Source organism: Bradyrhizobium guangdongense (genome assembly GCF_004114975.1).
In the GTDB taxonomy this organism is placed as follows: Bacteria; Pseudomonadota; Alphaproteobacteria; order Rhizobiales; family Xanthobacteraceae; genus Bradyrhizobium; species Bradyrhizobium guangdongense.
This window is the reverse complement of sequence record NZ_CP030052.1, coordinates 395,537-419,053: the sequence shown is the minus strand read 5'-3', so window position 1 is coordinate 419,053 and position 23,517 is coordinate 395,537. Positions and strand designations below refer to the sequence as shown.

The window sequence follows — 23,517 nt, the reverse complement described above, 5'->3', positions numbered from 1 at the left end:
AATTCGTATGGAGAAATACACACGTGTCGAGGGTGTCGCGGCCAGTTTCCCGCGCCCTAACATCGATACAGACGCGATCATTTCGGTCGCTTGGCAACGCAGCTTGAAGAGCAATCCGGGGGAAGGCCTGTTTGCGATCTGGCGGTATGATCTGCAAGGCCAAGAGGTGCCGGACTTTATCTTGAACCGCGCCCCCTTTCGCAAGAGCAAAGTTATTGTTGCGGGAGCCAATTTTGGTTGTGGCAGCTCCCGCGAGTTCGCGGTTTGGGCCCTGGTACGGTTCGGTATTCGCTGCGTGATTGCACCCACCTTTGGCGACATTTTTTACGAAAACTCGTTCAAGAACGGGCTGCTACTCGTCACGTTACCGCAGGCAGAGGTTGATGAGATCCATCACCACCTGGCGACCACGAACGATCCGACGATGTCGGTGGATCTCGAAAGCTGCACCATCGAATTACCGAACGACAGGACAATCGCTTTTAACATTCCAACTGCCCGTCGCGCAACGCTGCTAGAGGGCCTCGACGAGATTGGTCAAACGCTAAGATTCGTCGCCGACATTGAGGACTTCCAGCAGAAGAGCCGAGCGTGCCAGCCCTGGTTATACGCGCGACCTGAACCTCGGCATTCTCCCTGAGTGGGGCCGACGAACCAGAGTTGCGCGGTTAGGCGAATCTAAAGCGTTTTTGTCAGACCTGCATCCGCATCGATAGCAGCCCCTTGCAGGAGACGACCGCGATCTGACAAGACAAATCTAACCAGCGCCGCGATATCCTCAGGCTCGCCGATTCGCGCAATGCGCAACTCGCGGCTGAGCTGATATTCCATTTCGGCAGGGTCGATGCGTCGTTCGCGGCTCTCCAGCGTCAGGCGCTTTGTCAATCTGTCTGTCCTCACCAAGCCGGGATTGATACAATTGACCCTCACGCCGTCCCTAATGCCAAGCTCGGCGAGGAATTTGCTGAAACTATTGAGTGCGGCATTCACTGGCGAACCGATAGCGAAATAGATGTCGGGTGTTCGGCCGCCTGCACCGGCGATATTCACGACGGATCCACTCGTCTGAACAAGTGTAGGCCAGGCCGCCCGACAGAGGCGCATTGCACCAAAGAATTTTAGGCCGAAACCATCCTCCCAATCACTATCGGGCAGCTCCAGGAAGTGCCCCCGCGTGGTCGCACCGGCGTTGTTGACAAGAATATCAATCTTCTGAAAAGCGGCCAAGGCCCGGTCGATCGTCCAGGAAACGGTTTCCACGTTTCGCAGGTCGCCAGCAACGACCTCTACCCTTGTTCCAAATGATCGTGCGCGTTCGGCAACGCTGTTGAGCATGGCCTCATCCCGGGCGACGATAACGGAATCGACGCCTGCTTGCGCGAGCTCGAGCGCAATGGCAGCACCGATGCCTCGGCTTGCGCCCGTTACGATCGCAACCTTGCCCCGGAGGGACGCATCTTCGCCTCCCGCCAGGCGAGGCTCCTGTTTGGTGTGTCCTGTCATCGTGGAAGTCTCCGTGTCTGGTCGATTGAATGGGATTGTTGACAGAACCGGCCACACGCATCGGGACGCAACATTAGTCTGAGCTGCCCAGATGTGTGCCTTGCGAGCTCGGTTGAGTAAAAGGCCAGGCTCGACCGGCCTTGGCGCCTGTCGAGATCTACTCCATGTCGTCACGTCGGACACTGACCCAGCGAACCAAGAGACCACGCGCTTGGCTGAGTGCACTATGGCATGGCGCACCCTTTGGCTAGCTAAGGTGGCCACTCGTCATGCGACCTCGTCCATGAAAGAAGAGTGCGACGTTCTCCTCTGGCTTGAGCAGTACTAGCCCTGAGGCCCGCCGTGTCGCCACAGGATTTTGCGCGAGTACAGGGTTTTAGGCGCTGATCCGCTAGCAAGAAATTGCAATGCTATCGGGGCAGCCCATCGTGCAATTTTCTCCTAGTGATGCCGGCGCCTGTCGGTTGATAGTACACGTGCTTTATGAAACGTGCTGAGTCCAACGATGGTCTTCTGCACTGGAGCGACCTTCACTAACCGCTTTCACGGTTGTCGGACTCGCGTCGTTGCCGTACTCGCATCATTGGGTGTCTTTTGAAAGCTCGTATTCCTCTGCGCAAGGTCATGGAAGCCGGACGACCGCTCGTCCTTCCGGTTGCTCAAGATGCTTTTGCCGCCCGGCTGATAGGGCGGGCTGGGTTCAAAGCGTTTGCAATTGGTGGGTCGGCAATGCTTGCTGCCCGTTACGGGTTGCCGGACCTAGGCATTGCGGCGCTTGGCGAGATGGTCGCCGGTATTCAGGATATTGCGGCGGCCTCCGATCTACCCTTCATCACCGATGGCGATGACGGCTACGGTGACATCAAGAGCGTTGTTCGCATGATCCGCGCGTACGAGGCGCTTGGTGTTGGCGCCGTGATCCTGGAGGACCAGGCTCGCCCGAGCAAGCAACCCGGCGATAATCCTGCTCCTGCTGTTGTCGCGATGGCAGAATTCGAAACAAAGCTTCGGGCAGCTGTTGATGCCCGCAGTTCAGGCGACATGTTGATTATCGCCCGCACGGACTCCTTAACAACGCTTGGCCTAGATGGCGCCCTAAAGCGAGCGGAGCGCAGCTTAGCCGCGGGCGCGGATGGTGTATTTATTCCAGGATTGAAAGCACATGACGATCTCGTGACGGTTGGGAGTGCCTTCCGGGGGAAACACCAGCTGCTTGCCCTAACTGAAGATGGGAAAGCGCAACTGCCGCGGGCACAAGATCTCTTTGTGATGGGCTACGATCTTATCGCTTATCCGAGTTATTTGATGCTGCGGACCACAGAAGCGATGGCGAGCGCGCTCGCAGGGTTGTTGTTGTCCACGGCCGACGGGTCCCCTCTCCCGGCACTGGCCGATTTTCCGGCGGCTCGCGCGGCCTTTGCTGAGGCGGTCGGACTTCGAGACTGGCAGGCGCTCGACAAAGTTGCCCGGTCCCAGGCCTCTGCGCCCGCCACGTAACTCGTCCGCGGTTCCGCATTTTCGGACTGCTGCGATGGAAATCTCGGTGCTAGAGCAAGCAAGGATAGTTTAGTGCAGATTTCGCTGAAAAGCCGAACCGCAATCGTAACGGGCGGAAGCCGAGGCATTGGCCGAGCGATAGCTCTGGCGTTCGCCGAGGCCGGCGCTTCTGTTGCAATTCTCGCCCGAGATAAACAACAAGTGAGTGATACCGCCGACCAGATAAGTAGCACAACCGGTCAGCGCGTGATTGGAATCTCATGTGATCTCGGAAACAAATTGCAGATTGACCAGGCCTGGTCGAGGCTCTCCCCCGACTTCAGTCATGTTGACGTCCTCGTTAACAACGCAGGCAACGCTGCCCACGAGCCAATATCGGGAGTTGAGTGGGACGCACTCCAGTCCGATTTCATGCTGAAAGTCGGAGGGGCACTTTACTTAACTCAGCGTTGCCTCTCTGGAATGCGAGCAAGACGCTGGGGACGAGTTGTCAATATTCTCAGCATTGCGGCAAAGGCCGGTACCGGCGCCGCTCCGTCGGCGCTGAGCCGGGCGGCCGGCCTATCCATGACGAAGCTGCTGGCTAACGAATGCGCGCCGGATAACGTCCTTATCAACGCCATCTGCCTTGGATCGATCGAAACCGACCAGTGGAAACGAATGCACCGGTCCACCGCACCGCAAGCGAGCTACGAAGACTTCGTTTTGCAGAAAGGAAAGAGCGTGCGTCTCGGTCGGCTTGGAACTGTGACCGAGGTTGCGAATGTGGCCTGCTTTCTAGCCTCGGACCTAGCCTCGTTCGTAACGGGAACAGCCATTAATGTCGATGGAGGCAATTGTCCCGTACCGTAACCTCGGCACTGGTATCGTTGCCGGTAGGTATGTAATCGGAGGTCGTCTACCTCCCTAGCTGATGCCAACGAGGCTCGATAGAACGGACTTATTGCCCGCCAGATCGTTGCTTTTGCCGTTCCAAACCACTTGGCCTCGATCCAGAATTAGGGCCTGGACCGTTAGTGACAGCGCTAGATCAACATGGTGTTCTACGAGGATAAACGTCATATCGCTTTCTTTTCTGATGCGTTTGAGCGCTTCCACAAGCTGGTCAACAATGACCGGAGCCAATCCTTCGAACGGCTCGTCGAGAATAAGCAAAGCGGGATTGCTGACGAGCGCTCGGCCGACAGCCAGCATCTGCTGCTCTCCACCCGACAAATGATTTCCGAAGTTCTGCCGTCGCTCAGCAAGCCGGGGGAATAGCTCAAACACGGATTCAATGTTCCACTTTCCCCGATCAACCCTTGCAACGGAAAGGTTTTCCTCTACCGTCAGGGAAGGAAAGATCTCTCGTTCCTGAGGCACGTAACCGAGGCCCAGGCGAGCCCGCTCGTAGGTATCGATGCCTCCGATCTCGCCGCCGTCAAATGTGATCTTGCCGGAGGCCATTTGCGTTAGGCCCATAATGGTCGCAAGCAGGGACGTCTTGCCGACACCATTGCGTCCCAACACGGCCAATGACGACCCTCTCGGGAGCGAAAGAGCCACGTTTTCAATAGCCGCGGCGCCATAGCCATATCCTGCGGTGACAGCTTCCAGTCTCAGCAAATCAGTCATTGCGCGCCTGTCCGAGGTAAACCTCTCGTACCTTAGCATCTGCTCGAATCTCGGACGGGGTTCCCTGCGTCAGCACGCTTCCCTCTGCCAACACCGTGATACGGTCAGCGAAACCAAAAACGATCTGCATGTCGTGCTCGATGACGATGACTGCGAGGTCGGCGGGCAACCGCCGCAGCAATTCCGAAAGTTTTCCGCTGTCTTCTTTCGGCAAGCCAGCAGCAGGTTCGTCGAGAATGAGCACCTTTGGCTTGAGAGCCAGCGCCAGCGCGAGCTCAACGAGCCGCCGTTGACCATATGCGAGATTGGAAATCAATTGGCATGCCGAACCACTGAGGTTAAAAACGTCTAGGAGCCGCTCGAGTTCGATCAGAACCTGCTTGCGCCTATTGAGCGCGCCCCACAGTTTTGCGTCGATATGCATATTTGCAACGACCGCGAGGGCAATATTTTCGACCACCGTCATGGACGGGAATAGCGAGTTTATTTGAAACGTTCGCGCGAGCCCCAGAGAGACTCGGCGTTGCGGCGAATACCGTGTGATGTCACGTCCTTCAAGTCGGATCGACCCAGAGGATGGAGCCAACGCTCCCGTGATGAGATTTACAAGGGTGGTCTTTCCTGCGCCATTCGGACCAATCAGAGCGTGTCTTGCACCAATCTCAAGGCGGAAGTTGATATTACGCGTGACGGCGAGAGCACCGAAGCTTTTGTGCAGACCGACGATTTCGAGGACCGTATCATTCATGGTTTCCGCCTGCGATCGAGGAGATAGCCACCCATACGATCAATCCAGGGACCAACGCCTTGAGGTGTAAACCTGACGGCGAGAATGAGGAGTCCACCCAGCATAAACAACCAATTGAAGGGGTCTATCGCCGCGGCCCGATCAGAAAAAATGACGAAAATAATGCCCCCAATGAATGCGCCGGTCAGGCGCCCCATCCCGCCGATTAGCAACATGATGAGGACGTTTCCGGATAGCAGGAATGAGAGTGAGTCGGTTGCGACAAGCCCGGTGACTTGTGCGGAAATTGCACCGGCCACACCCGCTATTGCTGCCGAAATCGAATAGATGAGAAGCAACCGTGCGGCGACCGGTACGCCTAGCATGCGCATGCGTTGGTCGTTGTCGCGTATCCCACGCAGAACATATCCAAATGGCGAGTTTACCAAGATCCGGGCAAGGGCAAACACGAAGGCCAGCACGCAAAGCGAATAGAGATAGGCAGTATGGCCATAGAGGTCGAACGAGTAACGTCCCAAGATGGGTGCGACCTGATACCCCGCAAGGCCATCATCTCCGCCCGTTACTGATTTCCAGGTTGTCGCAACTTGGAGGACGACGGCACCAATGGCGATCGTGAGGATGACTTGAGTCAAGCCGCGAACACGAAGAACCAGCAAACCCGTGACGAAGCCGAACGCGCCGGCAGCTAGCCCTCCTACCACAAGGCCGGTCAAGGGTTCAGATAAAACATTGAGCGCAAAAAGGGCGGCGGCGTAGGCTCCGATACCAAAAAAGACGGCATGACCTAAACTTTCGATTCCAGAGTAACCGATGGCGAGATCGAGCGACAGAGCCAAGATGATCATGATGATGACTTGGGTGCCGAGCTGGTGATAGGCGCCCAAGAAGAAATAAGCGAAAATTGCAAGCGCCCACACCAGCGCATCGCTAAGTCCCAAGCGGTGGGATCCAAAGGACGCGGCGATGTCCCGTTTAGGTGTGTCCTTTGAGGGAGTTACCTTAAGCACGGCCATAAAGCCCAAAAGGTCGAATGGACAGAATGAGGGCCAGAAGAATGTAGATGCCGAAAGCGCCGGCCGCCGGAAAGAGATAGCGAAAATAGGTATCGAAGATGCTATAGCCGAGCGCGGCGATAAGCGATCCTTTGAGACTGCCAAAGCCGCCAACCGCAACGACGATCAAAACCATGACCATATAGTTCGTGGCATAGTATGGCTGCAGCGGCAGCATCTGCGTTCCAAGTACGCCGGCTATGGCCGCTAACGCGCACCCAGCAACGAAGGTCTGAGCGAACACCCGCCGCACATTGATCCCGACACAGCGAGCCATGCGCGGATTATCGACGGAGGCGCGCAAGCGGGCGCCAAAATCGGTCTGTTCGATGACGTACCAAATCAGGCCTGCGATTGTCAGGCTGACGATTGAAAGAAAGCTACGGTAAGCAGAAATCGATATCTCTTCAAAATGCCATGCTCCCGCCAGGAATTCAGGCGTTGGTAATGTATGCGTCAGCGAGCCATAACCGGCGTTGATCGAGGCGATCATTATGAATGTGAGGCCAATTGTCATCAGGATTTGACCGAGAGCACTCGTCTCATAGATCCATCGATATACGGTCCGTTCAAGAATGGCCCCGAGTATCGCCGTGATTGCAACAGCAATCGGAAGCGCGGCGAGCAAACCCAGGCCAAAATGATTGACGAGCGAGAGTGCAGTGTAACCGCCGATCATGGCGAAACCACAATGTGCAATGTTTAGAAGACGCATCACGCCGAGCGTGATCGTCAGGCCAGAGGAGATCAGAAAGAGGATCATCCCGAAGGACAGGCCGTCGATCAAAAGCGATATACCCGTCGTCCAGTAGCTATTCACTTGATCCCTCAAACACCGCCTGCATCACAAGCATGCTGCCAATGGCCATTACGTCCCGCCGCATTGGCCTGGAGTCATGCGGCCTGATTCTACTCCCCTATTTTCGCGCGCCTAAACGTCGTCAGCGCGAGGCAGGATTGGCCTCCTTCCAGGGATCTTTGAGATTCGGAATTACGGCGACCTGTTTATTTACGAGGACGCCGTCGATCTTCTCGACCTTTCGGATATAGACGTTTTGGATCAGGTCCCGTTCGACCGGATCGATCCGCGCGGGCTCTCCCAGGAGTACCCTTTGGCGGCCGCCAAGGCTTTTTCACCATCAAGTTTCCCGTCGGTTGCTTCGGTCATATGGGCGATCAGGTGTATGCCGTCCCACGCCTCAACGGTCCCGATATTAGGTATGGCGCCCTTCCCGTATTTTGCTTCCAGCGCATTGACGAACTCCTTATTCGCGGTGCTTTCTGGCGAATGAGGACCATAAAAGAGAGAGGAATATACACCGATGGCCAGTTCGCCGGTTTGTCCCAATGCCGCGAGGGGTGCCTCCTCGGTTTCACCGAGGCCAAAGTACTGCAAGCCCCGTTGTGCCAAGCCGCGCTCGAAATACCCTTTGAACAGTGCAACGGAGATGGGCCCGTTCGGGACGAACGTAAATAGAACGTCAGCGTTCGCGTCCTGCAGCCGCTGGAAGTAGCTGGAGAAGTCAGTTGTATCCAAAGGCACCTTTACGACATCGACGATCTTGCCGCCGAGCTTGCCGTAATTGGCATCATAAGCTGCAATTGCGTCGTGACCGGGGGCGTAGTCGACGGCAAAGACAACAGCTTTCTTCTTGCCCTGATCAATAGCATAGCGCGTGATGCCATACGCCAATTGCCAGATGGTGCAGCCCACTCTTAAAAAATATGGCGATTTACGTGTGGTATCTGCGGTATTTGCGTTGAAAATGACGAAGGGAATTTTCGCTTGCGTCACAACATCGGCAACGGCTACCGCGTTAGGCGTGAAGTCCATACCGCCGAGAAATTGTACCCCCTCTCGGGTGATCAGCTCTTGAGCGAGTTGTTTCGCTCGAGCGGGATTTGGGCCGCCAGAATCACGATAGAGGACCTCAACGGTGTGGCCTCCAAGCTTTCCTCCGTGCTTCTCGACATAGAGGTCAACGGCTCGTTTGAATTGGACGCCCCACTCGGCATAGGGGCCGCTAAAAGAGCCGATGATGCCGATCTTGACCTCGGCAGAATGCGCATCTGTAGAAATGGACAGTGAGGCAAGAACCGCCGCGAAGGCCAGCAAGCTGAAGCGCTTCATTGTTTCCGTCCCCCTATTTGTGCACCGCCATGCGCCGCAAGCAAGGCGACGACTGCGCCCATCGTTCGGCCCAGATAGAGGGCATTAGAGGAGTGCATTCTTGTATAATCTTGCGGGACGCCGGGACTGTTAGTCGCAGGTCGCGGAGGGCAGACCAGTTAAGGGCTGCTCACGCTATATTACGCGGATGTCACAAGGTCCATGTCCGGGGCTGAGAGTCGCTTCTTTCCCGTCCATTTCAGATCGATGGATCTGACGGTTGCCGCCGCCTCACCGAGCAGCCATTGCGCGGAACGCGACAAGTGCCGGCAAATCGCTCTTTTCGGTTGGATAAGCGAGATAGAATGCCATCTGGTTGCGGACAATGAGATTGAACGGTGCGATCAGTCGGCCGGTTTCGAGATCCCTTTCAATCAAGGGAAGATGCACAATTGCAATACCAAGGCCGTCGATAGCTGCTTGGCACGCGAGCCCCGAGTTTTCAAATCGTAGGCCCGTGTTGGCCGGGACCTGCGGCGCGCCTGCAGTCTGGAGCCATTGCCGCCAAAAATCCGGGCGCTGCAAGGAATGGAGAAGAACGTGATGATCGAGTTCGTGCGGATAGCGCGGGACCGGCATTCCATTCGCAAGCTTGGGGCCGCATACGACGATGAGCAGTTCGTCGAACAGATGTTTGGCCTCGAGCCCAGGCCACTGGCCCAATCCGTACTCGATCGAGGCATCGATGCCTTGCGCTTCAAAATTGGCAGGGGATTGTTGTGAGGTTGAGACCTGAATTTCCACCTGCGGATATTGCTCGCGAAACCTCGCGAGGCGAGGGATCAACCAGCGCATGGCAAAGGTGGGTAAACACCTAAGCTTTAGGACATTGTGTTTTGACGACGCGCAGATCTCGGACGTCGCGGACCTTATCTCGTCAAACGCAACCTGAAGCCGCTTATGATATCGTCGAGCCTCTTCCGTCAGTTCGATGCGACGATGCTTACGAACAAATAACTTTATTCCGAGGTGGGTCTCAAGTACCGCGATATGCCTGCTGACGGCCCCTTGGGTAATGCAAAGCTCTTCCGCCGCTCGACTGAAATTGCCATGACGCGCCGCAGCATCGAAGGCTCGTAGCGCATTCATGGGCAAGTATTGGCCCATAACCCATTATTCTCCCTAGGTTTTCGCTTATATCGCAAAAACTCATGCAAGTCATCAGTTAACTTGCTTTGCGCGGCATGCTGATCGCCTTCATCCTCAGCCCCGCGATGAAACTCGTCCACTGCAGCAAGAGTTGGACATGACTTGTGGGATGGAAACGGCAGTCGTATCGGCAGACGCATTCTCTGCTCCGCCCGGCGACCCTGACGGAAGCATTACAGAAGTTGCGCTCGCGTTTATTAAGAAGAGCCCTGAGATCAGGATTACGCTTCGCGATCTTGAGCGTCAGACGGGCGCAAGTATCTTTCAACTGATTAGGGCATTCCGAAGAGATTTGGGAGTAACGCCCCATGCCTATCTGATAAAACGGCGCGTCGCGCGCGGCGCTGATCTTCTTCTTCAGGGAGAGCCAGCGGCACAAGTAGCTTACGAGGTCGGTTTCGTTGACCAAAGTCACTTCACGAAGCACTTCAAGCGTGTCCACGGCGTGACGCCAAAGCGCTATGTTGCGGTAGCCACCAGCTAGCTGGCAAATCGAGCGCATGAGAAGTTCGCCACTGGCGACAGACCTTTTGCAAAAGCTTGTCTAGAGTTCTTGAGGGTCTAATCCGCTCCGGCGCACAACAAGGCGCGGTTGCCGGCGCAATCGGAGCAGTCAAGTGATCACGCGGTCAGTGGTGTACTTGTTGCGCGCGGCGTCGACGACATTCCGATGCCAGCAGCCGTCAACAGGATATCGAGGCCAGTCGTCATATTCACAGCAAAGAAAGCTTCCTTATGGCCCCCTTTCGAGGACTAAATCGCCGCATGGCCGAAAATGGCCATTTACTGAACGGCTATTGCGCGATCCCCGATGCGTTTTCGGCAGAACTTTATGCTCGACAAGGCTTCGACGTAATCACGCTTGACCTGCAGCATGGTCTCATCGGGTACGATGCCGCCGTCGCGATGCTACAAGCCATTACGGCCGTGGACGTGCTCCCGTTGGTACGCATCCCCTGGCTCGACCCGGCAATCATCATGAAAGCGCTTGATGCAGGTGCTCTTGGTGTGACATGCCCTATGGTCAACACGGCAGCGGACGCTGAGCGCCTCGTCCAATATTGCAAATATCCACCGATGGGCCAGCGCAGCTTAGGCCCCGTCCGTGCGGCGACGGCCTATGGCGAGGACTATGCTGCGCATGCGAACCGGGAGCTCAGCGTCATCGCTATGATTGAAACCGCTGAAGCCGTCGCCAACATCGAGAGTATTCTTGATGTGCCAGGTCTGGATGGTGTCTATATCGGACCAGGCGATCTCTCGCTGTCCCTGAACAGGAAGCCGCAGCTGGAGGAGTTTGATACCGAGGTGGACGCTGCCATCGATCGCGTTTTGAAGGGGTGCATTAAGAAGGGTCTGATTGCAGGCATTTTCGCACCTGGTCCCGAACAAGCGTGGCGCATGGTCACGCGTGGCTTTCGATTCGTCACGCTTTCCACTGACGCTCGCGCATTGGCGTTCCAGGCCAAGTCTTGGGTTGAGAAGTTTCGACTGCTCAGTCGAGAGCCGTCCCGTGTTACCGGTGCATCGGGCCTGAAGGGGTAAGGACTAAATATCAAAAAGTGGGCGACCGGACCATAAGCCCTCATCCGCTCGAAATTGCAATTTCTTACTAGTCGACGAGCTCCTCCTGCATCAAGACCGGTGTCGCCGATCACGCAATTGGCGTGAAGCCTACCCGCTCTTAGCGTGGGAGCAACTCGGCCATGGTGTAACATGATCCAACCGCGGTCTATCTTTGAAAAGATCTGGAACAGTCATGTCATCCGGGAAATGGGTGACGGCGTCTTCTTGCTCTATGTCGATCGCCACATCATCCAGGAATCGGCGAGCGGACAAGCATTTGATGGGCTACGGCGCGCCTCGCGATCTGTGCGTCGACCTGATCTCACTTTCGGTGTCACGGATCACATCGTTTCGACACGTCCTGGGCGCACGGTCGATTCGAACCCCGAGGGGCGCGAGCTAATCACCTTGATGGAACGGAACTGCAGCGAACACGGAATTGAGCTGTTTGACTTGGCTGATGCCAGGCAGGGTATCGAACACGTCGTGGCGCCGGAGCTCGGGCTTATCACGCCAGGGATGACTGTTGTTTGCGCAGACAGCCATACACCAACAAATGGCGCGCTCGGTGCCTATGCGTGGGGTTTTGGCACAAGCGATGTCGAGCACGTTCTAGCAACCCAAACCGTACTTCAGCGCAAGCCAAAGGCGCTACGGGTGACGTTCGCCGGACGTCTGGGAAAGGATGTCTGTGCCAAGGACCTCATACTTTACTTGATCGGCAAAGAGGGAACACAGGCGGCGCGCGGATATGCCATCGAATATTGCGGACCCGTCATTCGTGCGATGTCCATGGAAGGCAGGATGACGATCTGCAACATGTCCATTGAATTTGGTGGACGTGCTGGCATGATCGGGCCGGACGATACCACGTATGAATATATCGCTGGCCGCGACTATGCTCCCAAAGGTGCGCATTGGCAGGCCGCATTAGATCAGTGGCGCACTCTTAACACAGACGAGCAAGCTCTCTTCGACAAGGAAATCAGGGTTAACTGTAGCGAGATTGCCCCCCAGGTGACGTGGGGGACAACACCTGGCGATGTCGTAGGTATCGACGAAAACATCCCAGATCCCGTGTTGATTGGCGATCCTGTCCGTCGCGCCATGGCGGAGCAGGCGCTGCACTATATCGGCCTCAAACCTAATCAGCCTCTTGAAGGCATTCCGATCAACGTCGCCTTCATTGGATCCTGCACCAACAGCCGCCTATCGGACCTTCAGGCGGCAGCGGCCATCGTCAAGGGGCGCAAGGTCGCCAAAGGCGTGCGGGCGCTGGTTGTGCCTGGATCGACGTCGGTCAAGCGCGCGGCTGAGGCCCTCGGTCTAAACAAAGTATTTCTCGATGCAGGCTTCGACTGGAGAGAGGCCGGGTGTTCAATGTGTCTGGGGATCAACGACGACCAAGTCGCGCCAGGTGAGCGCTGCATGGCGACCTCTAATCGCAACTTCGAGCATCGCCAAGGACCAAATAGCCGCACGCATCTTGCAAGTCCGGCATCGGTGGCGGCGGCCGCCGTGACGGGTGTCATCACCGACGTTCGCAAGCTCGCGCACGCATAGAGGCGGCAAATGGAAAAGTTTGTGACGTTGGAAGGTGTCGCCGCAGTGCTGGCGGACCCGAATATTGATACAGATGCAATTATCCCTGCCCGCTTCATGCGTTCTGCGAACGCTAATTTGGGTAAGGCCCTGTTCGCCAACAGCCGATTTCAGGACGACGGATCCGAACGCGCCGACTTTGTGCTGAATATTCCGCCATTTCGGAGCAGCTCGATCCTCGTGGCAGGCGATAACTTTGGCTGCGGCAGCTCGCGAGAAGCAGCAGTCTGGGCGCTGAAGCAATTTGGTATTCGCTGCGTTATCGCGAGAGCTTCGGGGAAATATTCTTCGAGAACTGCTTCAAGAATGGCGTTCTTCCGATCACATTGCCCAAAGCCGACTATGAGCAAATCCTAGGCGCGCTTGCGAAAGACCCCGGGCGTGAAATTAAGGTCGATCTTGAGCGATGTGAGATCAGGATGTCGTGTTCGCTATCGATACCGTTTGTCGTGTCGCCTTCGCGTCGGACAGCATTGCTTGAAGGGCTCGACGATATCCAGCTGACGCTGCGTTATGTCAGCGATATCGACGCATTCGAGGCCTTCGACGGGGTCGCGCGGCCATGGATGCGTCGCCCCACGTCATCTTTTGGCCGATCGCCGTAGAGCTGATGACGTCAGTTTCGTGGTGGGAGCCTTGGCAATTCAAGGCTCTGTCGTCCGGTGAACGCTAGCGGAAACGAAAAGACGCAAATGGTTACGCATTCCACGACATTTGATGATACGAATCTCTTGGAGCGAGCTTGGGTTTAACGCGCATCCAGCCCGGGCTCGGCTTCTCTCCTATGCGAAAAGCCTCGCGACTTTCGCTGGGGATATGGAGCGCTGTCTTTGTTTGTGAACCCCACGGCTCAAGATTATGACATTGTCCTCCTGGGTACGAGGTCAGTTCTTCAGTTCAAGACATTCGTCCTCCAGTCAAGTTTGAACGAAGATCTTGCAGCAACGCCACGGGGAAGCCGACCGGCCGAAGATGTTCGAAGGCGACCAAGGTGGATGAAAAGAGGCCAAGATCTCGCAGAATTGCACTTCGACGCAACCTCTTGCCGCTGTTTTTTGCGATCAGCGTCGCTCCTTTGGTCGGCCAAGGGCTCGCCCGGCACACCGGCAGTGTCATCTTGAAATAGACCAGCGTACCGGATTTGCGCCTCCTCAAAACTCCAGAGCATTACGGACCGTTTGCGAACACGCCAAAGAGATTCCTCACGAATGGCCATTCGGAAGAATCTATTCGGTTCGAGACGCGCTCATCATCAATGTGGCCCGGCAGATTTCTCATCTTCGCGAGAGGCCGTTGTCGCCCCAGCAGCGATCGGAATAAAGCCGATTTGGAAACCGAATGCGCGACCTATTTTGTCTAGCGTTTGCGCAGTAGGATTGGCCGCTCCTCTTTCAATGTCGGCGACTTGGCGCGGTGTCAGCTTAAACAGTCGGGCGAACTCAATCTGGGTGAGCCCGAGGGCTTGACGCATCTCGGCGACAGCCTCCGGCAAGCGGAGAGTACCCGCGCGCGCTTTGGCTGCAATTGCGGCGCGACGATCTCGGATCTCCTCTTTCGTAGGTTTACGCCATCTGGCCATGAGGCTCGCCTAATCTGTCACATTGCGCAGTTTGGCAACACCGTTCGCCATATCTTCGTTGCGAATGATTGCATTCGTCACGACGGAGACCGGCACGCCGCACTTTCTTGCAATCTCTGGAAGGGCCCGGAGAAGATCTTCCTTAGCTGCCAAAGCGGACATCAATTTGTGGGCGGGCACCTTGGGGCTAGAAACTGTCTCACAGACGAGCCTCCAATCAGGATTGGTGTCCTGTCCTCCACCATCGAGCATGCACCCCCACCTTGTGGAACGGACGATGCCCGCTGTCGCGATCTTCATTGGTGCGAAATCGAACAAGGGGGCGAGACGTATGCTTCCATCCGGGAATTTTCTAAGCGCGGCGTTTCGACCATGATTATCGGGATTGCCCATAGCCAGGTTCAAGACATCTCGCAGCAGATACTCCGTCGTGTCCTCCAGCGGACACGACGAGACCTGTTGGATTGTTTTCAGATAAGTTTCGTGCCTGCTCTGAAATGCAAACTCCGCAACGCCAATCGCAGAGACCAGACTCTCTTGTCCGTAGCGGATTAGACCACCCGACGTCACCCTGCGGTCAAACCGTGGAATGACAAGCACACCATTGCCGTAGGTGCTCGTGCGTTCGACGTTGACGCCAAACTCTTTTGCGACCACCGAATAGCCCGATTCAGACTCCAGGATCCGCTGATCCACCGGCTCATCACTACGCAGAAGCTTTACGATGATAAATTCGAGGGCGTCCGCGTCCGGGACCATCGAATTCGGATACCAAAGTCCGTCTCGGGAGCGAGTCAGTGACACCTTGGGCCAGTCACCTTGCAGCCCACTCGAACCCGAGGCAAGCAAGGAAAAGCGATCAGCAACTTCGAGAAACGCATCGCTCCGATCGAGAATTTCTTCCATAGTGATTCCCGCGACCGATATGTCCTGAAGACGTTCGACCTCCTGATCATATGCTTCTTTGATGCGAATATTGCCGACGGGAGAACTCGCAGCTCTCATGAGAAGATGGACTTGGGTAGAAGGCGCCTCGACCGGAAGGTTCAGAAATCGCGCGATCCTCTCGGCGTGGTGACCTTGAGGAATTAGGTCCAGTAGAAAAGCTGGCCAGGTGCTTGCTGCGCGATCCACCAGATCGACTGGGGCGTTGATCGAGTAAGCATGTACGCCTTTAAGGGGACGGTCTTCCGCAAATGGAATGGCGCCGAACTTGGCAAAATAGCCCATTTCGTAGCTAGTTCTGGAAGGCGTCGTGTAGCCCTTTTCGGGGGCTTCCAAGTTGACAATGGCCGCCTCGTGCCACGTGCCTTCTATGAAAGTTTCTACAGTCAGGTCCATTTACAAATCCCTTTAGGGATGTATATGGCAGGTGAGCTCAAGAATCAACCCATTATAATGGAAGTATTAATAGCGGAGGATCCGTTCGGACACTGCAGTCGTTGCCCATCATGCTTTTGGCCTGCCGGATCTTTGCGCCGCCACCACGGACTGAGCGGCCCCTCAGAGATGCTCGCCCCGCGATCAAGTGCGGTGACGGCGCAGCCCTGTATTCAGCTCTCATTCTGATGGGCTTCATGCTGAAGAGCGGACCCGGCCAGAGGACCCAGAGGGCGCCTCCTTCGGCAAGACCTAAAAAGCGCAAAGGCTGGCTGTTATGATGGAGCGTCGCACGCTCAAACATCAAAAGCCCGAACGGACTTTTACCATCAACTGAGTAAGCGGCACTCGTACGACGAGATGCGCGCTATCCCGATCCAAACTGTGGTCTTCCCGGGCGCATGCATGTACGGTCCCCGATCTCACCACGGCCCGCTTCTCACTATCGTGCAAGACTGCTCGATTCCGCGAAAGCTGCGCGACATTTGCTGCCGTTACATAAAGGCTTCGAAATAGGAACGAGCCGCACATCAACGAGGATTAATGCGCACGCCCCCCTAGTCACGTGAATCTAAAGTTCGCCGCATAAAGTCTGCTGGGCTTTGTGGCAGAAGCGTTTGACGGAAGCCAAGATCTGGTCTGCAGACTTGGTCCATTTGAAGGGCCTCGGGTTATTGTTGTGCAGTTCGATGAAGGTACGGATGTCGGCCTCGAGCTGTCTGACGGAGGTGTGAACACCTCGCTGGATCTGCTTTCTGGTGAGTTCAGCGAACCAGCGCTCGTTCTGATTGATCCATGACGCGGAAGTCGGCGTAAAGTGGACATGGTTGTGCGGCCGGCGAGCGAGCCACGCCTTGATCTTAGGTGTCTTGTGGGTGGCGTAGTTGTCCATGACGATGTGGACCGCAAGCCCCTCGGGGATTTGAGCGTCGATTTCCTTGAGGAACTTCAAGAACTCGACCGCCCGATGACGCTTGTAGCATTTGCCAATGACAAAGCCGGAAGCGACATCGAGCGCGGCAAACAGTGTGGTCGTGCCATGTCGCACATAACTGTGCGTGCGACGTTCTGGCATCCCAGGCATCATCGGCAAGACCGGCTGCTCGCGATCGAGTGCCAGGATCTGGCTTTCTCATCAACGCTGAGGACAACGGCTCGGTTCGGTGGGGATAGATAAAGGCCGACAATGTACCTTGTCGACGAACAGTGGATCGCTCGACAACTTGAATGTCTGGCTACGGTGCGGTTGCAAGCTGAACGCCGACCACATTCGGCGGATCGTGGTGTGGGAAAAGCCAGTTTCCGCAGCCATCGAGCGGATCAACCAGTGCGTCGCGTCGGCCGGCGTCGTACGCAATGTCCGCTCGATTACCTCAGCAACCTGATCGTCGTCGATGGTGCGAGGGCGGCTCGGGCGGGCTTCATCAAGCAGGCCATCACAGCGATCCTTCTAAAAAAACCGACGGCGCCACTTGCCAACGGTGTGTTCATGGATGCCGAGTTCAGCAGCCACAGACTTGCTTGGCAGGCCATCCGCACATCGCAGGATCGCGCGGCATCGCTCAGATAGCACCGCGCGACACGATGACGACGAACTTGCCTCTCTAGGTACGTGCGCTCCTGCGGACTGAGCACTAACGGCGCGATCGGCCGGCCTCTCACACCTGCATTCCCCACAAGCGCTCTCCTCTACAAAGATTCGAGCCATCAACTAATGTGATGAACTTGCGTTCCAGATGACTAGTAAGGATACATCCAATAGGTCGCGTTGAGCTCGTTAGGCATCGAGCGCAAAGTTGGGGTCCGCTGCGGTGGCTTGAGGTGGCTAGATGAGGAGATGATCCGGCCGATATCGTCGAGGACCGCCCGGCTCGTTGAATAGGTACTATGATTGAGCGCGAACATTTCGCTTCCGACCGCAGAGACATCGATCGTCTCGATGCCCGAGACGAGAGTTGGACCGCTCTTAGTCACATAGCCCATTCGCGATTTCGACTGCGCCTTCTTCATCGAGGCGAGCAGAGCCAGATCAGTTGACGAGGCGTACACGGTCACCGCACCCGCGGCCGCTTTGATCTGGTTAGCCCGCTCCAGATAGAGGTCACGGTCGACGTCGGGTGCTGCGAAAATCAGCTCGGTAATGCCAAGCGCTGTTTGGCTCAGCGCTGCCTGCTGCAAGGCGCCCAATACCACTTCGCTGCCAAGGCTGTGTGCGATCAGGATGATCCGCGAAACGTTCCCCTCCGTCTTGATGAGCTTGAGAAGATCGAACAATCCATCGGTGGCATGCAAAGCACTTTCGCGGTCGTAATCGTAATCCGCCAACCCGCCTTTCGAGGGCCAGGAATAAATCATGACGCGGCCCTTGTAATTTGCATCGAAGGCAATCTGAGCGGCCTTGAACGCTGCATCCGAGAAAGGAACATTGTAGCCATGGACGAACAGCATCAGGCTGTCGGCAGGATTGGCGATCGCGGAGGCAAACTCCTCTCGTGAGAGCTTCGATAGAGTCTGGATTCGAAAGTGCTTTCCGTCCTGCTCGGCCTCTGTCCAAATGCCGTACAGATATGTCTTTGGCGTTTCGACTTCGCCCATCTTGTGAACGATCGGTATGCTCACAGTCACGCAGCCATAGGTATTCGTGGCCGAACGATCATAGGTGATCTGTTTCAGCTGCAGATTCGGGCCTCCCATCACCTCGCGGTTGGTCGCAAAATAAACGGGCACCAAGCCCTTGATGGCGGGCTTGTTGGGAGCCTCGGCGCCAGTTGGCGTCGGTTTCTCGGGAGGTGCTTCCTCACTTGCCTCACCCGTTGTGGGGCGATGATAGCCATAATCATGGCGTCTCGGACCATAATACCTCGGGCCGTAATACCTTGCGGCATGATGGTGATATCCTGTCAATGCACGCCCGTGGTGCTGATGCGTGTTTTGGGCTTGGGGCTTTGACGGTCTCGAGATAGGTGCTTGATGAGCGCAGCCGACGACAAACATGCAGACCAGAGCAATTAAAGCCGCGCGGAGCTGCCGGAACGACGAGAGCCAGTGCAGCGCATTTGAAGAATCGGCTCGCAATGTCGAGACGACCATGGCCCCTCCTCCTTACTTCGCAAGAACTTGAGATAGATTGACGGTAGCACCGAGCCATCCACGGTACCGATCGACGGCGGGTCCACTGGTCAGCTTGTAGGTGAAGCGCGCCTCTGCACCGCCATCGTTGATGGCGCAAGCAATGTTGCCGGCTCCGTTTGCCGTCTCGACATGCCAGGAGCAGCCGGTGATACGGTAGCCCGGCTCGGCTGGGAACGTCTCGGCGTAGTCGGCCGAATGCTCGGCAAACACGACGGGATGATCATCCTTGGTCTTGTCGACGGTGTATGAGCGCTCGATCTGCTTGAGCTCGACGAGTTGCGATAGCGGAACATTGACGATGAGCCGCCGGTCTTCTGGAAGCAACGTGTGAAGCGCGCCGGCCAGGATCTCGGGAATTTTCACGCCCTGATTGGCTTGCGTCTGCACATGGGTCGAGTTGAGCTTGCTCCAGTTCTCGAATGAGATTGTAGTGTCGACCCATTTGGTCCAGCAGACGGATGGTTGGGGGATAGCCGCAATCAGCTTGTAGAGCGGACTCGCGGCTATGACCGTGGCAGGAATGATGAAATTCACTCCGTTGACCTGGGCATCGTTCCATTTGACGATGCCGCCGACAGCGATACCGAGGAGCGCGCCGAACTCGTTGAACGCGGGACCTCCGCTGTTGCCGACGTTCATGACAGTATCGGTTTGCCAGCGCCCATTTGGGCTGGTTTGATTGCTGATCAGGCCGCTCGATATGCTCAGATCCAGGTCGAGGGGATAGCCGAGCAGATAGAGTTGGGTTCCCATTGGGGCCTGCTGGCTTTCATTGATGACCGGCATTGGGCAGCGCGATGCTCCGCCGCTGTTGCTGGCCGGCTGGGCCAACTCGAGAAGGGCAAGATCGTTGGCGTCGTCGCGGTGAATCGCGCTGACTTTGATTGGGTTTGCGTTGCGCGAGCCAAGGCGAGCATCGACCTCAAAGCTCTTGTAGTTTTCCTCGCGTCCGACCACATGGCTGTTGGTGAGCACGAGGTTGTCGCCGATCAGAAGGCCGGAGCCGCCTCCGACTTCCTGCTTGCCGTTGTACATAACGCCGACAAACTGGACATGAACAGTCCTGACGTTATAGCGCGCGGCGATCTGCACCGCGGCGCGATCGGCTAGCGCCTGCCCGGAGATGACAAAGAGCAAGGCGAGGGTCAGGACGGATAAAACGTTCTGACGGCTGCGATATCGAGTGGGCTGAGTTGTCCGCTTCCGTTCCATGCTGGATTACAATAGTTCATGATGGAATTGGGGTCGTATTTAGTGACTTTGTAGTCGCCGACCGATCCTGAAAATTTCTCGTTGCGGCACTGTTCCGGAGCATCGTCGCGGTTCTGCTCGTGAGTAAAGCCGAGCGCGTGCCCGAATTCGTGGACAGCGACCGCACGAATGCAGAATTCGCGCTTATTGATGCATCCTTTACTCCAATGATTGAAGCTGAAATTCAAGGTCATGCCCGAAGACTTGCCATCGAGATACTTGCCGACGACGTCGGTGTGCGCGCCCTCGTCGGCGATGCGCACATGGACGCCGGCTGCGCCCTCTTTACAGGCAGGCCAGGTCTTGGCGAACCAAACGCCTCCTTGTGCTGCGCTTTCCCAGGTCTCGGCCACGGCTTTTCGGACGAGTTCTGCATATTTCTGGTCATGAGGATTGAGGTTTTCCCAGCAGACCGGGATTTCCTTCACGTCCCATTTGGAGCTGCGGATCACAGTTCCGAAGAGCTCCATCTCCGACACCCCTGAGGGAAGCGCAGGCTGAGCCTTCGCGCTGCTGCAGGGGAGGAGCACGAGAAGAACCAGCAATCCGAGCAGGCAGTAACGAGTCATGTTTTATTGAGTAGGCGTTGGAGATGGCGGGAAGACTGGCACCGGCGCGAAGATAAAGCCGTTCGTCCGCGGGCCACCACCAGCCCTTGGCCGGCGGGCTGCGGCCCCCCCGCTCTCCGGCAACTCCTGCGACTTTTCCCCTCCCGGGATTGGTGTCGTGTAAATCGGATTGTCCTTTGATCCGAGCGCCGGCTGTTTGGCTGCATAGCTGGCCGAGCCAGACTTTGCTCCGTTGGCCAAGACGGCATTCGGCCCATTGATGTAGATACCGAGATTGCTGAATTGCTGCGCAGATGCGGAGGCTTGGATGGCGGCCGGTGTCCAGCGCGCCGATGTAAGGGAGTATTTGGCCTCGATGCCTCCGGTCACTTGGATCGAAAAAGTATAGGTCATCTGCGCTGGCTCAGCTATTTCCGATGGCATAGCCGGCGTCAGGTTGTTGGCGGCGATCAAAATTGCATTGTCGCGCAGCCAGGCCGCCAATGGCTTGGAGGCATCGACGGTGATGCGCTTGAAAGCGGCCCGTTCCGGATATTTGTTTTCGGCGAGAGCTTCGAGCTCGAGGAGCTCGGTCGGCGTTCCCCGGTAGCAGCCGCGCTCATATGTTGCCGGGCTAGATGCCAGCGGCAAGGTATCAGACGCAAGCTCGGCATTCTGTTTCAAGAGAAATGACCAGATCAGGTCGTAGGTGTCCTGCGCCGAAGCCGTGGGGCCGACATGGGTCACTTCGGCGGTGGTGGCACTTAGAACGCGCTTATAGTCGAAGGCGGTGCCGGACCCGACACCGCCGGTATCGGTTACTTTCAGTTCCAGGAAGAAGGTGCCGTATAGGAACGGGTCGATGTCGAAATGGGCGAAGCGGTCGAACGCCTCTTCCGGCCTGGTCTTGTAGATCTTGAGGTAGTGCTTCCGCCTTTCGCGCTCGATCTGATAAAAGGTGACGACCTCGCACCGGATCGATTTGAGAAAATATGGCAGTTCGCCGGCTGTGATCACGCCAGTCTGCGGATCGTGCACATAGTACAGGCTGGTGCATCCGCCCATCGCAAAGCAGGCGCCAAGGCAAGCCGCGGCCCGGCTGATCTTCCACATCGATTGTGCCCCCTGTCCGCTTCGCGTCGCTCGCGCGCGGATCTCCCGCCCAGATTGAAATGCTTTGCTCGTGCTTCGTCAAGAGTATCGGAAGCCATATGCAGCTTTTCGTTGCCATCGTATAATTCGATGCAGAGTTTCTGCGCGTTCTGACATTCAGAGCAACTGCGCCCGCAGCTAGATGATGAGACGCGCGTAAGTCACAGTCGGGCCGATTGCAAATAGCGAACCGTACGCCTATCAATGGCACATATTGGCGAAGTCGTTTGGACGAGTCGTTTGCCTGGGCCTGCGGACAGCCGCCTGAAGACAACGGAGTTCGGCAAGTGGAAGAAGGCAGCTGGTGAGCTTGCTCAATCACAGGCCTCGATGACGCATGCCAGAAGGGACGAACTGAGGAAGGCTCTGATCGAGCTCGACAAGTTGTTCCGCAAGGCGCCGCCGAGCGTGTACAAGGCTTACCGCAATCTTTCGGAGCGGCGTCTTGAAGAATCTGCCCGGAGTTTCGGTGACAGCGTCGGAGAAGGCCGCCTCCTTTGGTCCGTTTCCGAGGAGACCCCCGAGCAGGTTGCTGTGTCGCTTGGAGGTCTCATCCGGGCCATCGACCGCGTGCTGCTCGAGCGGCGGTCGCAATGGCCGATTGCATCGGGCGAGTGGCGCCTGGAGGCGCTCGGATGCTGGTTCATTCCGCGACAGGGCGTGAGCGCCGGCCGCCCTGCCCGGCGGAGCCAAGCCTATTCAAAGCGAGGCCTGCTATTTCATCGGATCCTGCCCACCTTCATTGACGGCTATGCCGTCGAGGTGGTCGATAGCCGTACCTTGCATAGTGCCGCTCAAGACCCCACGAATTGGAAAATGGGCGCCTGCCTTTTCGAGGCGCTCAAGCTTGAGGCGGAGTTCGCAACGGTAGACGGGGACAAGCGTTTCATCGTCAGCGGCGTCGATGCGCCGGCGGCGGGGAACGCGGTCTTGCTTCAGATGGCGAACGCGTTGCAGGAGAACTGCATCGCAATCGTCTGGCCCGAGCTCACGGTACCACCAGGACTGCGAGAAAAGATCGTCAAGTTCATCCGCGAGCGAGATGTGGCCGACCCGCTGGAGCCTCCGGAGATCGTCATTCCGGGAACGTGGCACGAGGTGGCAGGCAAGGAGATTGTGAATCGGGCCCGGATTTATGACGGTTATGGCGAGGAGCGGCTCGTCTACGACAAGATCGCCCCTTACGCCGATGACGACTGGGGGATCGAAAACATAACTGCTGGCGAGCGGATGTGCGTGCTTGCGACTGAAGGCGCCCTGATTGGCGTCGCAATTTGCCTCGACTTCTGTGACGTCTGCGACACGCCCTTCAGGGACCTGGATGTCGATGTGATGCTGGTCCCCTCGATGGGGAACGACCGCACCATGCAGGGCCACCAGACGACTGCGAGCCAGGTGGAAGTGAAGTTCGGCACGCGAAGTTTTGTCGTGCAACATCCCACCCACAACCGCTACGGGGATGGCCGGCTTGGTACTATATTACCCCTCCTCAAAGAGCCGAACGCTGTTTCCGCCCGGGAACTCGGTCAAAAGACCGTTTGGACTGCCTACAAATGGGGCCGGTGACACCC

At 56.7% G+C, this 23,517-nt stretch carries 20 protein-coding genes and 2 pseudogenes; 8 read left to right on the top strand and 14 right to left on the bottom strand.

Annotated elements, in window-relative coordinates; all coding sequences use genetic code 11:
- The first annotated feature begins 7 nt into the window (after positions 1-7).
- Positions 8-640 (top strand): 3-isopropylmalate dehydratase small subunit, encoded by a 633-nt coding sequence (leuD, locus tag X265_RS37610; protein ID WP_128929989.1) that lies wholly within the window; start codon positions 8-10, stop codon positions 638-640.
- A gap of 38 nt (positions 641-678) precedes the next feature.
- Here the strand turns inward: leuD (X265_RS37610) and X265_RS37605 are convergent, their stop codons facing one another.
- Entirely contained in the window at positions 679-1,503 is an 825-nt protein-coding gene (locus tag X265_RS37605) for an SDR family NAD(P)-dependent oxidoreductase (protein WP_128929988.1), read from the bottom strand.
- A 594-nt stretch (positions 1,504-2,097) separates the two neighbouring features.
- Between X265_RS37605 and X265_RS37600 the strand changes: the two genes are divergently transcribed.
- Positions 2,098-3,000, top strand: coding sequence for an isocitrate lyase/PEP mutase family protein (locus X265_RS37600; RefSeq protein ID WP_128929987.1), 903 nt, complete (start codon positions 2,098-2,100; stop codon positions 2,998-3,000).
- 72 nt (positions 3,001-3,072) lie between these two features.
- A complete protein-coding gene (locus X265_RS37595) occupies positions 3,073-3,852 on the top strand; it encodes an SDR family NAD(P)-dependent oxidoreductase (RefSeq protein WP_128955134.1) in 780 nt (259 codons plus the stop codon).
- Positions 3,853-3,906: 54 nt separating this feature from the next.
- On the opposite strand, the gene X265_RS37590 is transcribed toward X265_RS37595, so the two are convergent.
- The 6 genes from X265_RS37590 to gcvA all read right to left on the bottom strand — a co-directional run bounded on the left by X265_RS37590 (position 3,907) and on the right by gcvA (position 9,694).
- Entirely contained in the window at positions 3,907-4,614 is a 708-nt protein-coding gene (locus tag X265_RS37590; protein WP_128929985.1) for an ABC transporter ATP-binding protein, read from the bottom strand.
- A complete protein-coding gene (locus X265_RS37585; RefSeq protein WP_128929984.1) occupies positions 4,607-5,362 on the bottom strand; it encodes an ABC transporter ATP-binding protein in 756 nt (251 codons plus the stop codon). The genes X265_RS37590 and X265_RS37585 overlap by 8 nt, the downstream gene beginning before the upstream one ends.
- Positions 5,359-6,303 carry a branched-chain amino acid ABC transporter permease gene (locus tag X265_RS37580; protein ID WP_206733114.1) on the bottom strand — a complete coding sequence of 315 codons (945 nt, stop codon included), beginning with the start codon at positions 6,301-6,303 and terminating at the stop codon, positions 5,359-5,361. Before X265_RS37580 ends, X265_RS37585 begins: the two co-directional genes overlap by 4 nt.
- Before the next feature lie 61 nt (positions 6,304-6,364).
- Positions 6,365-7,237 (bottom strand): branched-chain amino acid ABC transporter permease, encoded by an 873-nt coding sequence (locus tag X265_RS37575; protein ID WP_128955133.1) that lies wholly within the window; start codon positions 7,235-7,237, stop codon positions 6,365-6,367.
- Positions 7,238-7,477: 240 nt separating this feature from the next.
- Complete coding sequence (locus tag X265_RS37570; RefSeq protein ID WP_128929981.1) at positions 7,478-8,548, bottom strand: ABC transporter substrate-binding protein; 1,071 nt, start codon at positions 8,546-8,548, stop codon at positions 7,478-7,480.
- A 270-nt stretch (positions 8,549-8,818) separates the two neighbouring features.
- Positions 8,819-9,694: a transcriptional regulator GcvA gene (gene gcvA, locus X265_RS37565; protein ID WP_128929980.1), complete on the bottom strand. Its 876-nt coding sequence runs from the start codon at positions 9,692-9,694 to the stop codon at positions 8,819-8,821.
- Positions 9,695-9,833: 139 nt separating this feature from the next.
- Between gcvA and X265_RS42465 the strand changes: the two genes are divergently transcribed.
- The 4 genes and pseudogenes from X265_RS42465 to leuD (X265_RS37545) all read left to right on the top strand — a co-directional run bounded on the left by X265_RS42465 (position 9,834) and on the right by leuD (X265_RS37545) (position 13,509).
- Complete coding sequence (locus tag X265_RS42465) at positions 9,834-10,220, top strand: helix-turn-helix transcriptional regulator (RefSeq protein ID WP_128929979.1); 387 nt, start codon at positions 9,834-9,836, stop codon at positions 10,218-10,220.
- A 281-nt stretch (positions 10,221-10,501) separates the two neighbouring features.
- Complete coding sequence (locus X265_RS37555; RefSeq protein WP_206733115.1) at positions 10,502-11,281, top strand: HpcH/HpaI aldolase family protein; 780 nt, start codon at positions 10,502-10,504, stop codon at positions 11,279-11,281.
- A 174-nt stretch (positions 11,282-11,455) separates the two neighbouring features.
- Positions 11,456-12,865: a 3-isopropylmalate dehydratase large subunit gene (leuC, locus tag X265_RS37550; RefSeq protein WP_164933598.1), complete on the top strand. Its 1,410-nt coding sequence runs from the start codon at positions 11,456-11,458 to the stop codon at positions 12,863-12,865.
- Between the two features lie 9 nt (positions 12,866-12,874).
- A pseudogene (gene leuD, locus X265_RS37545) lies at positions 12,875-13,509 on the top strand (3-isopropylmalate dehydratase small subunit).
- 647 nt (positions 13,510-14,156) lie between these two features.
- Here leuD (X265_RS37545) and X265_RS37540 read toward each other — a convergent pair.
- From X265_RS37540 to X265_RS37505, 7 genes and pseudogenes are all read right to left on the bottom strand, one after another.
- Complete coding sequence (locus X265_RS37540) at positions 14,157-14,483, bottom strand: helix-turn-helix domain-containing protein (RefSeq protein ID WP_128929976.1); 327 nt, start codon at positions 14,481-14,483, stop codon at positions 14,157-14,159.
- A 9-nt stretch (positions 14,484-14,492) separates the two neighbouring features.
- Positions 14,493-15,824 (bottom strand): type II toxin-antitoxin system HipA family toxin, encoded by a 1,332-nt coding sequence (locus tag X265_RS37535; protein WP_128929975.1) that lies wholly within the window; start codon positions 15,822-15,824, stop codon positions 14,493-14,495.
- Between the two features lie 610 nt (positions 15,825-16,434).
- A pseudogene (locus tag X265_RS37530) lies at positions 16,435-17,540 on the bottom strand (IS630 family transposase).
- Between the two features lie 63 nt (positions 17,541-17,603).
- Positions 17,604-18,953 (bottom strand): alpha/beta hydrolase, encoded by a 1,350-nt coding sequence (locus X265_RS37525; RefSeq protein WP_128929974.1) that lies wholly within the window; start codon positions 18,951-18,953, stop codon positions 17,604-17,606.
- 12 nt (positions 18,954-18,965) lie between these two features.
- Positions 18,966-20,132: a S1 family peptidase gene (locus X265_RS41790; RefSeq protein ID WP_232995545.1), complete on the bottom strand. Its 1,167-nt coding sequence runs from the start codon at positions 20,130-20,132 to the stop codon at positions 18,966-18,968.
- Between the two features lie 8 nt (positions 20,133-20,140).
- On the bottom strand, positions 20,141-20,716 hold the full coding sequence (locus tag X265_RS37510; RefSeq protein WP_237864942.1) for a matrixin family metalloprotease: 576 nt from the start codon (positions 20,714-20,716) through the stop codon (positions 20,141-20,143).
- Between the two features lie 102 nt (positions 20,717-20,818).
- Positions 20,819-21,907 (bottom strand): hypothetical protein, encoded by a 1,089-nt coding sequence (locus tag X265_RS37505; RefSeq protein ID WP_128955132.1) that lies wholly within the window; start codon positions 21,905-21,907, stop codon positions 20,819-20,821.
- A 243-nt stretch (positions 21,908-22,150) separates the two neighbouring features.
- Between X265_RS37505 and X265_RS37500 the strand changes: the two genes are divergently transcribed.
- Entirely contained in the window at positions 22,151-23,512 is a 1,362-nt protein-coding gene (locus X265_RS37500; RefSeq protein ID WP_128969532.1) for a carbon-nitrogen hydrolase family protein, read from the top strand.
- Positions 23,513-23,517 lie beyond the last annotated feature (5 nt).

Bases quoted from the DNA above. Each gene is read 5' to 3' on its own strand.
- X265_RS37570 (WP_128929981.1), bottom strand. From the start codon at position 8,548: ATGAAGCGCTTCAGCTTGCTGGCCTTCGCGGCGGTTCTTGCCTCACTG.
- X265_RS37590 (WP_128929985.1), bottom strand. From the start codon at position 4,614: ATGACTGATTTGCTGAGACTGGAAGCTGTCACCGCAGGATATGGCTAT.
- X265_RS37605 (WP_128929988.1), bottom strand. From the start codon at position 1,503: ATGACAGGACACACCAAACAGGAGCCTCGCCTGGCGGGAGGCGAAGAT.
- X265_RS37585 (WP_128929984.1), bottom strand. From the start codon at position 5,362: ATGAATGATACGGTCCTCGAAATCGTCGGTCTGCACAAAAGCTTCGGT.
- X265_RS37525 (WP_128929974.1), bottom strand. From the start codon at position 18,953: ATGGTCGTCTCGACATTGCGAGCCGATTCTTCAAATGCGCTGCACTGG.
- X265_RS37555 (WP_206733115.1), top strand. From the start codon at position 10,502: ATGGCCGAAAATGGCCATTTACTGAACGGCTATTGCGCGATCCCCGAT.
- X265_RS37540 (WP_128929976.1), bottom strand. From the start codon at position 14,483: ATGGCCAGATGGCGTAAACCTACGAAAGAGGAGATCCGAGATCGTCGC.
- X265_RS37500 (WP_128969532.1), top strand. From the start codon at position 22,151: ATGGCACATATTGGCGAAGTCGTTTGGACGAGTCGTTTGCCTGGGCCT.
- X265_RS42465 (WP_128929979.1), top strand. From the start codon at position 9,834: ATGACTTGTGGGATGGAAACGGCAGTCGTATCGGCAGACGCATTCTCT.
- X265_RS37510 (WP_237864942.1), bottom strand. From the start codon at position 20,716: ATGGAGCTCTTCGGAACTGTGATCCGCAGCTCCAAATGGGACGTGAAG.
- gcvA (WP_128929980.1), bottom strand. From the start codon at position 9,694: ATGGGCCAATACTTGCCCATGAATGCGCTACGAGCCTTCGATGCTGCG.
- X265_RS37535 (WP_128929975.1), bottom strand. From the start codon at position 15,824: ATGGACCTGACTGTAGAAACTTTCATAGAAGGCACGTGGCACGAGGCG.
- X265_RS37505 (WP_128955132.1), bottom strand. From the start codon at position 21,907: ATGTGGAAGATCAGCCGGGCCGCGGCTTGCCTTGGCGCCTGCTTTGCG.
- leuD (WP_128929989.1), top strand. From the start codon at position 8: ATGGAGAAATACACACGTGTCGAGGGTGTCGCGGCCAGTTTCCCGCGC.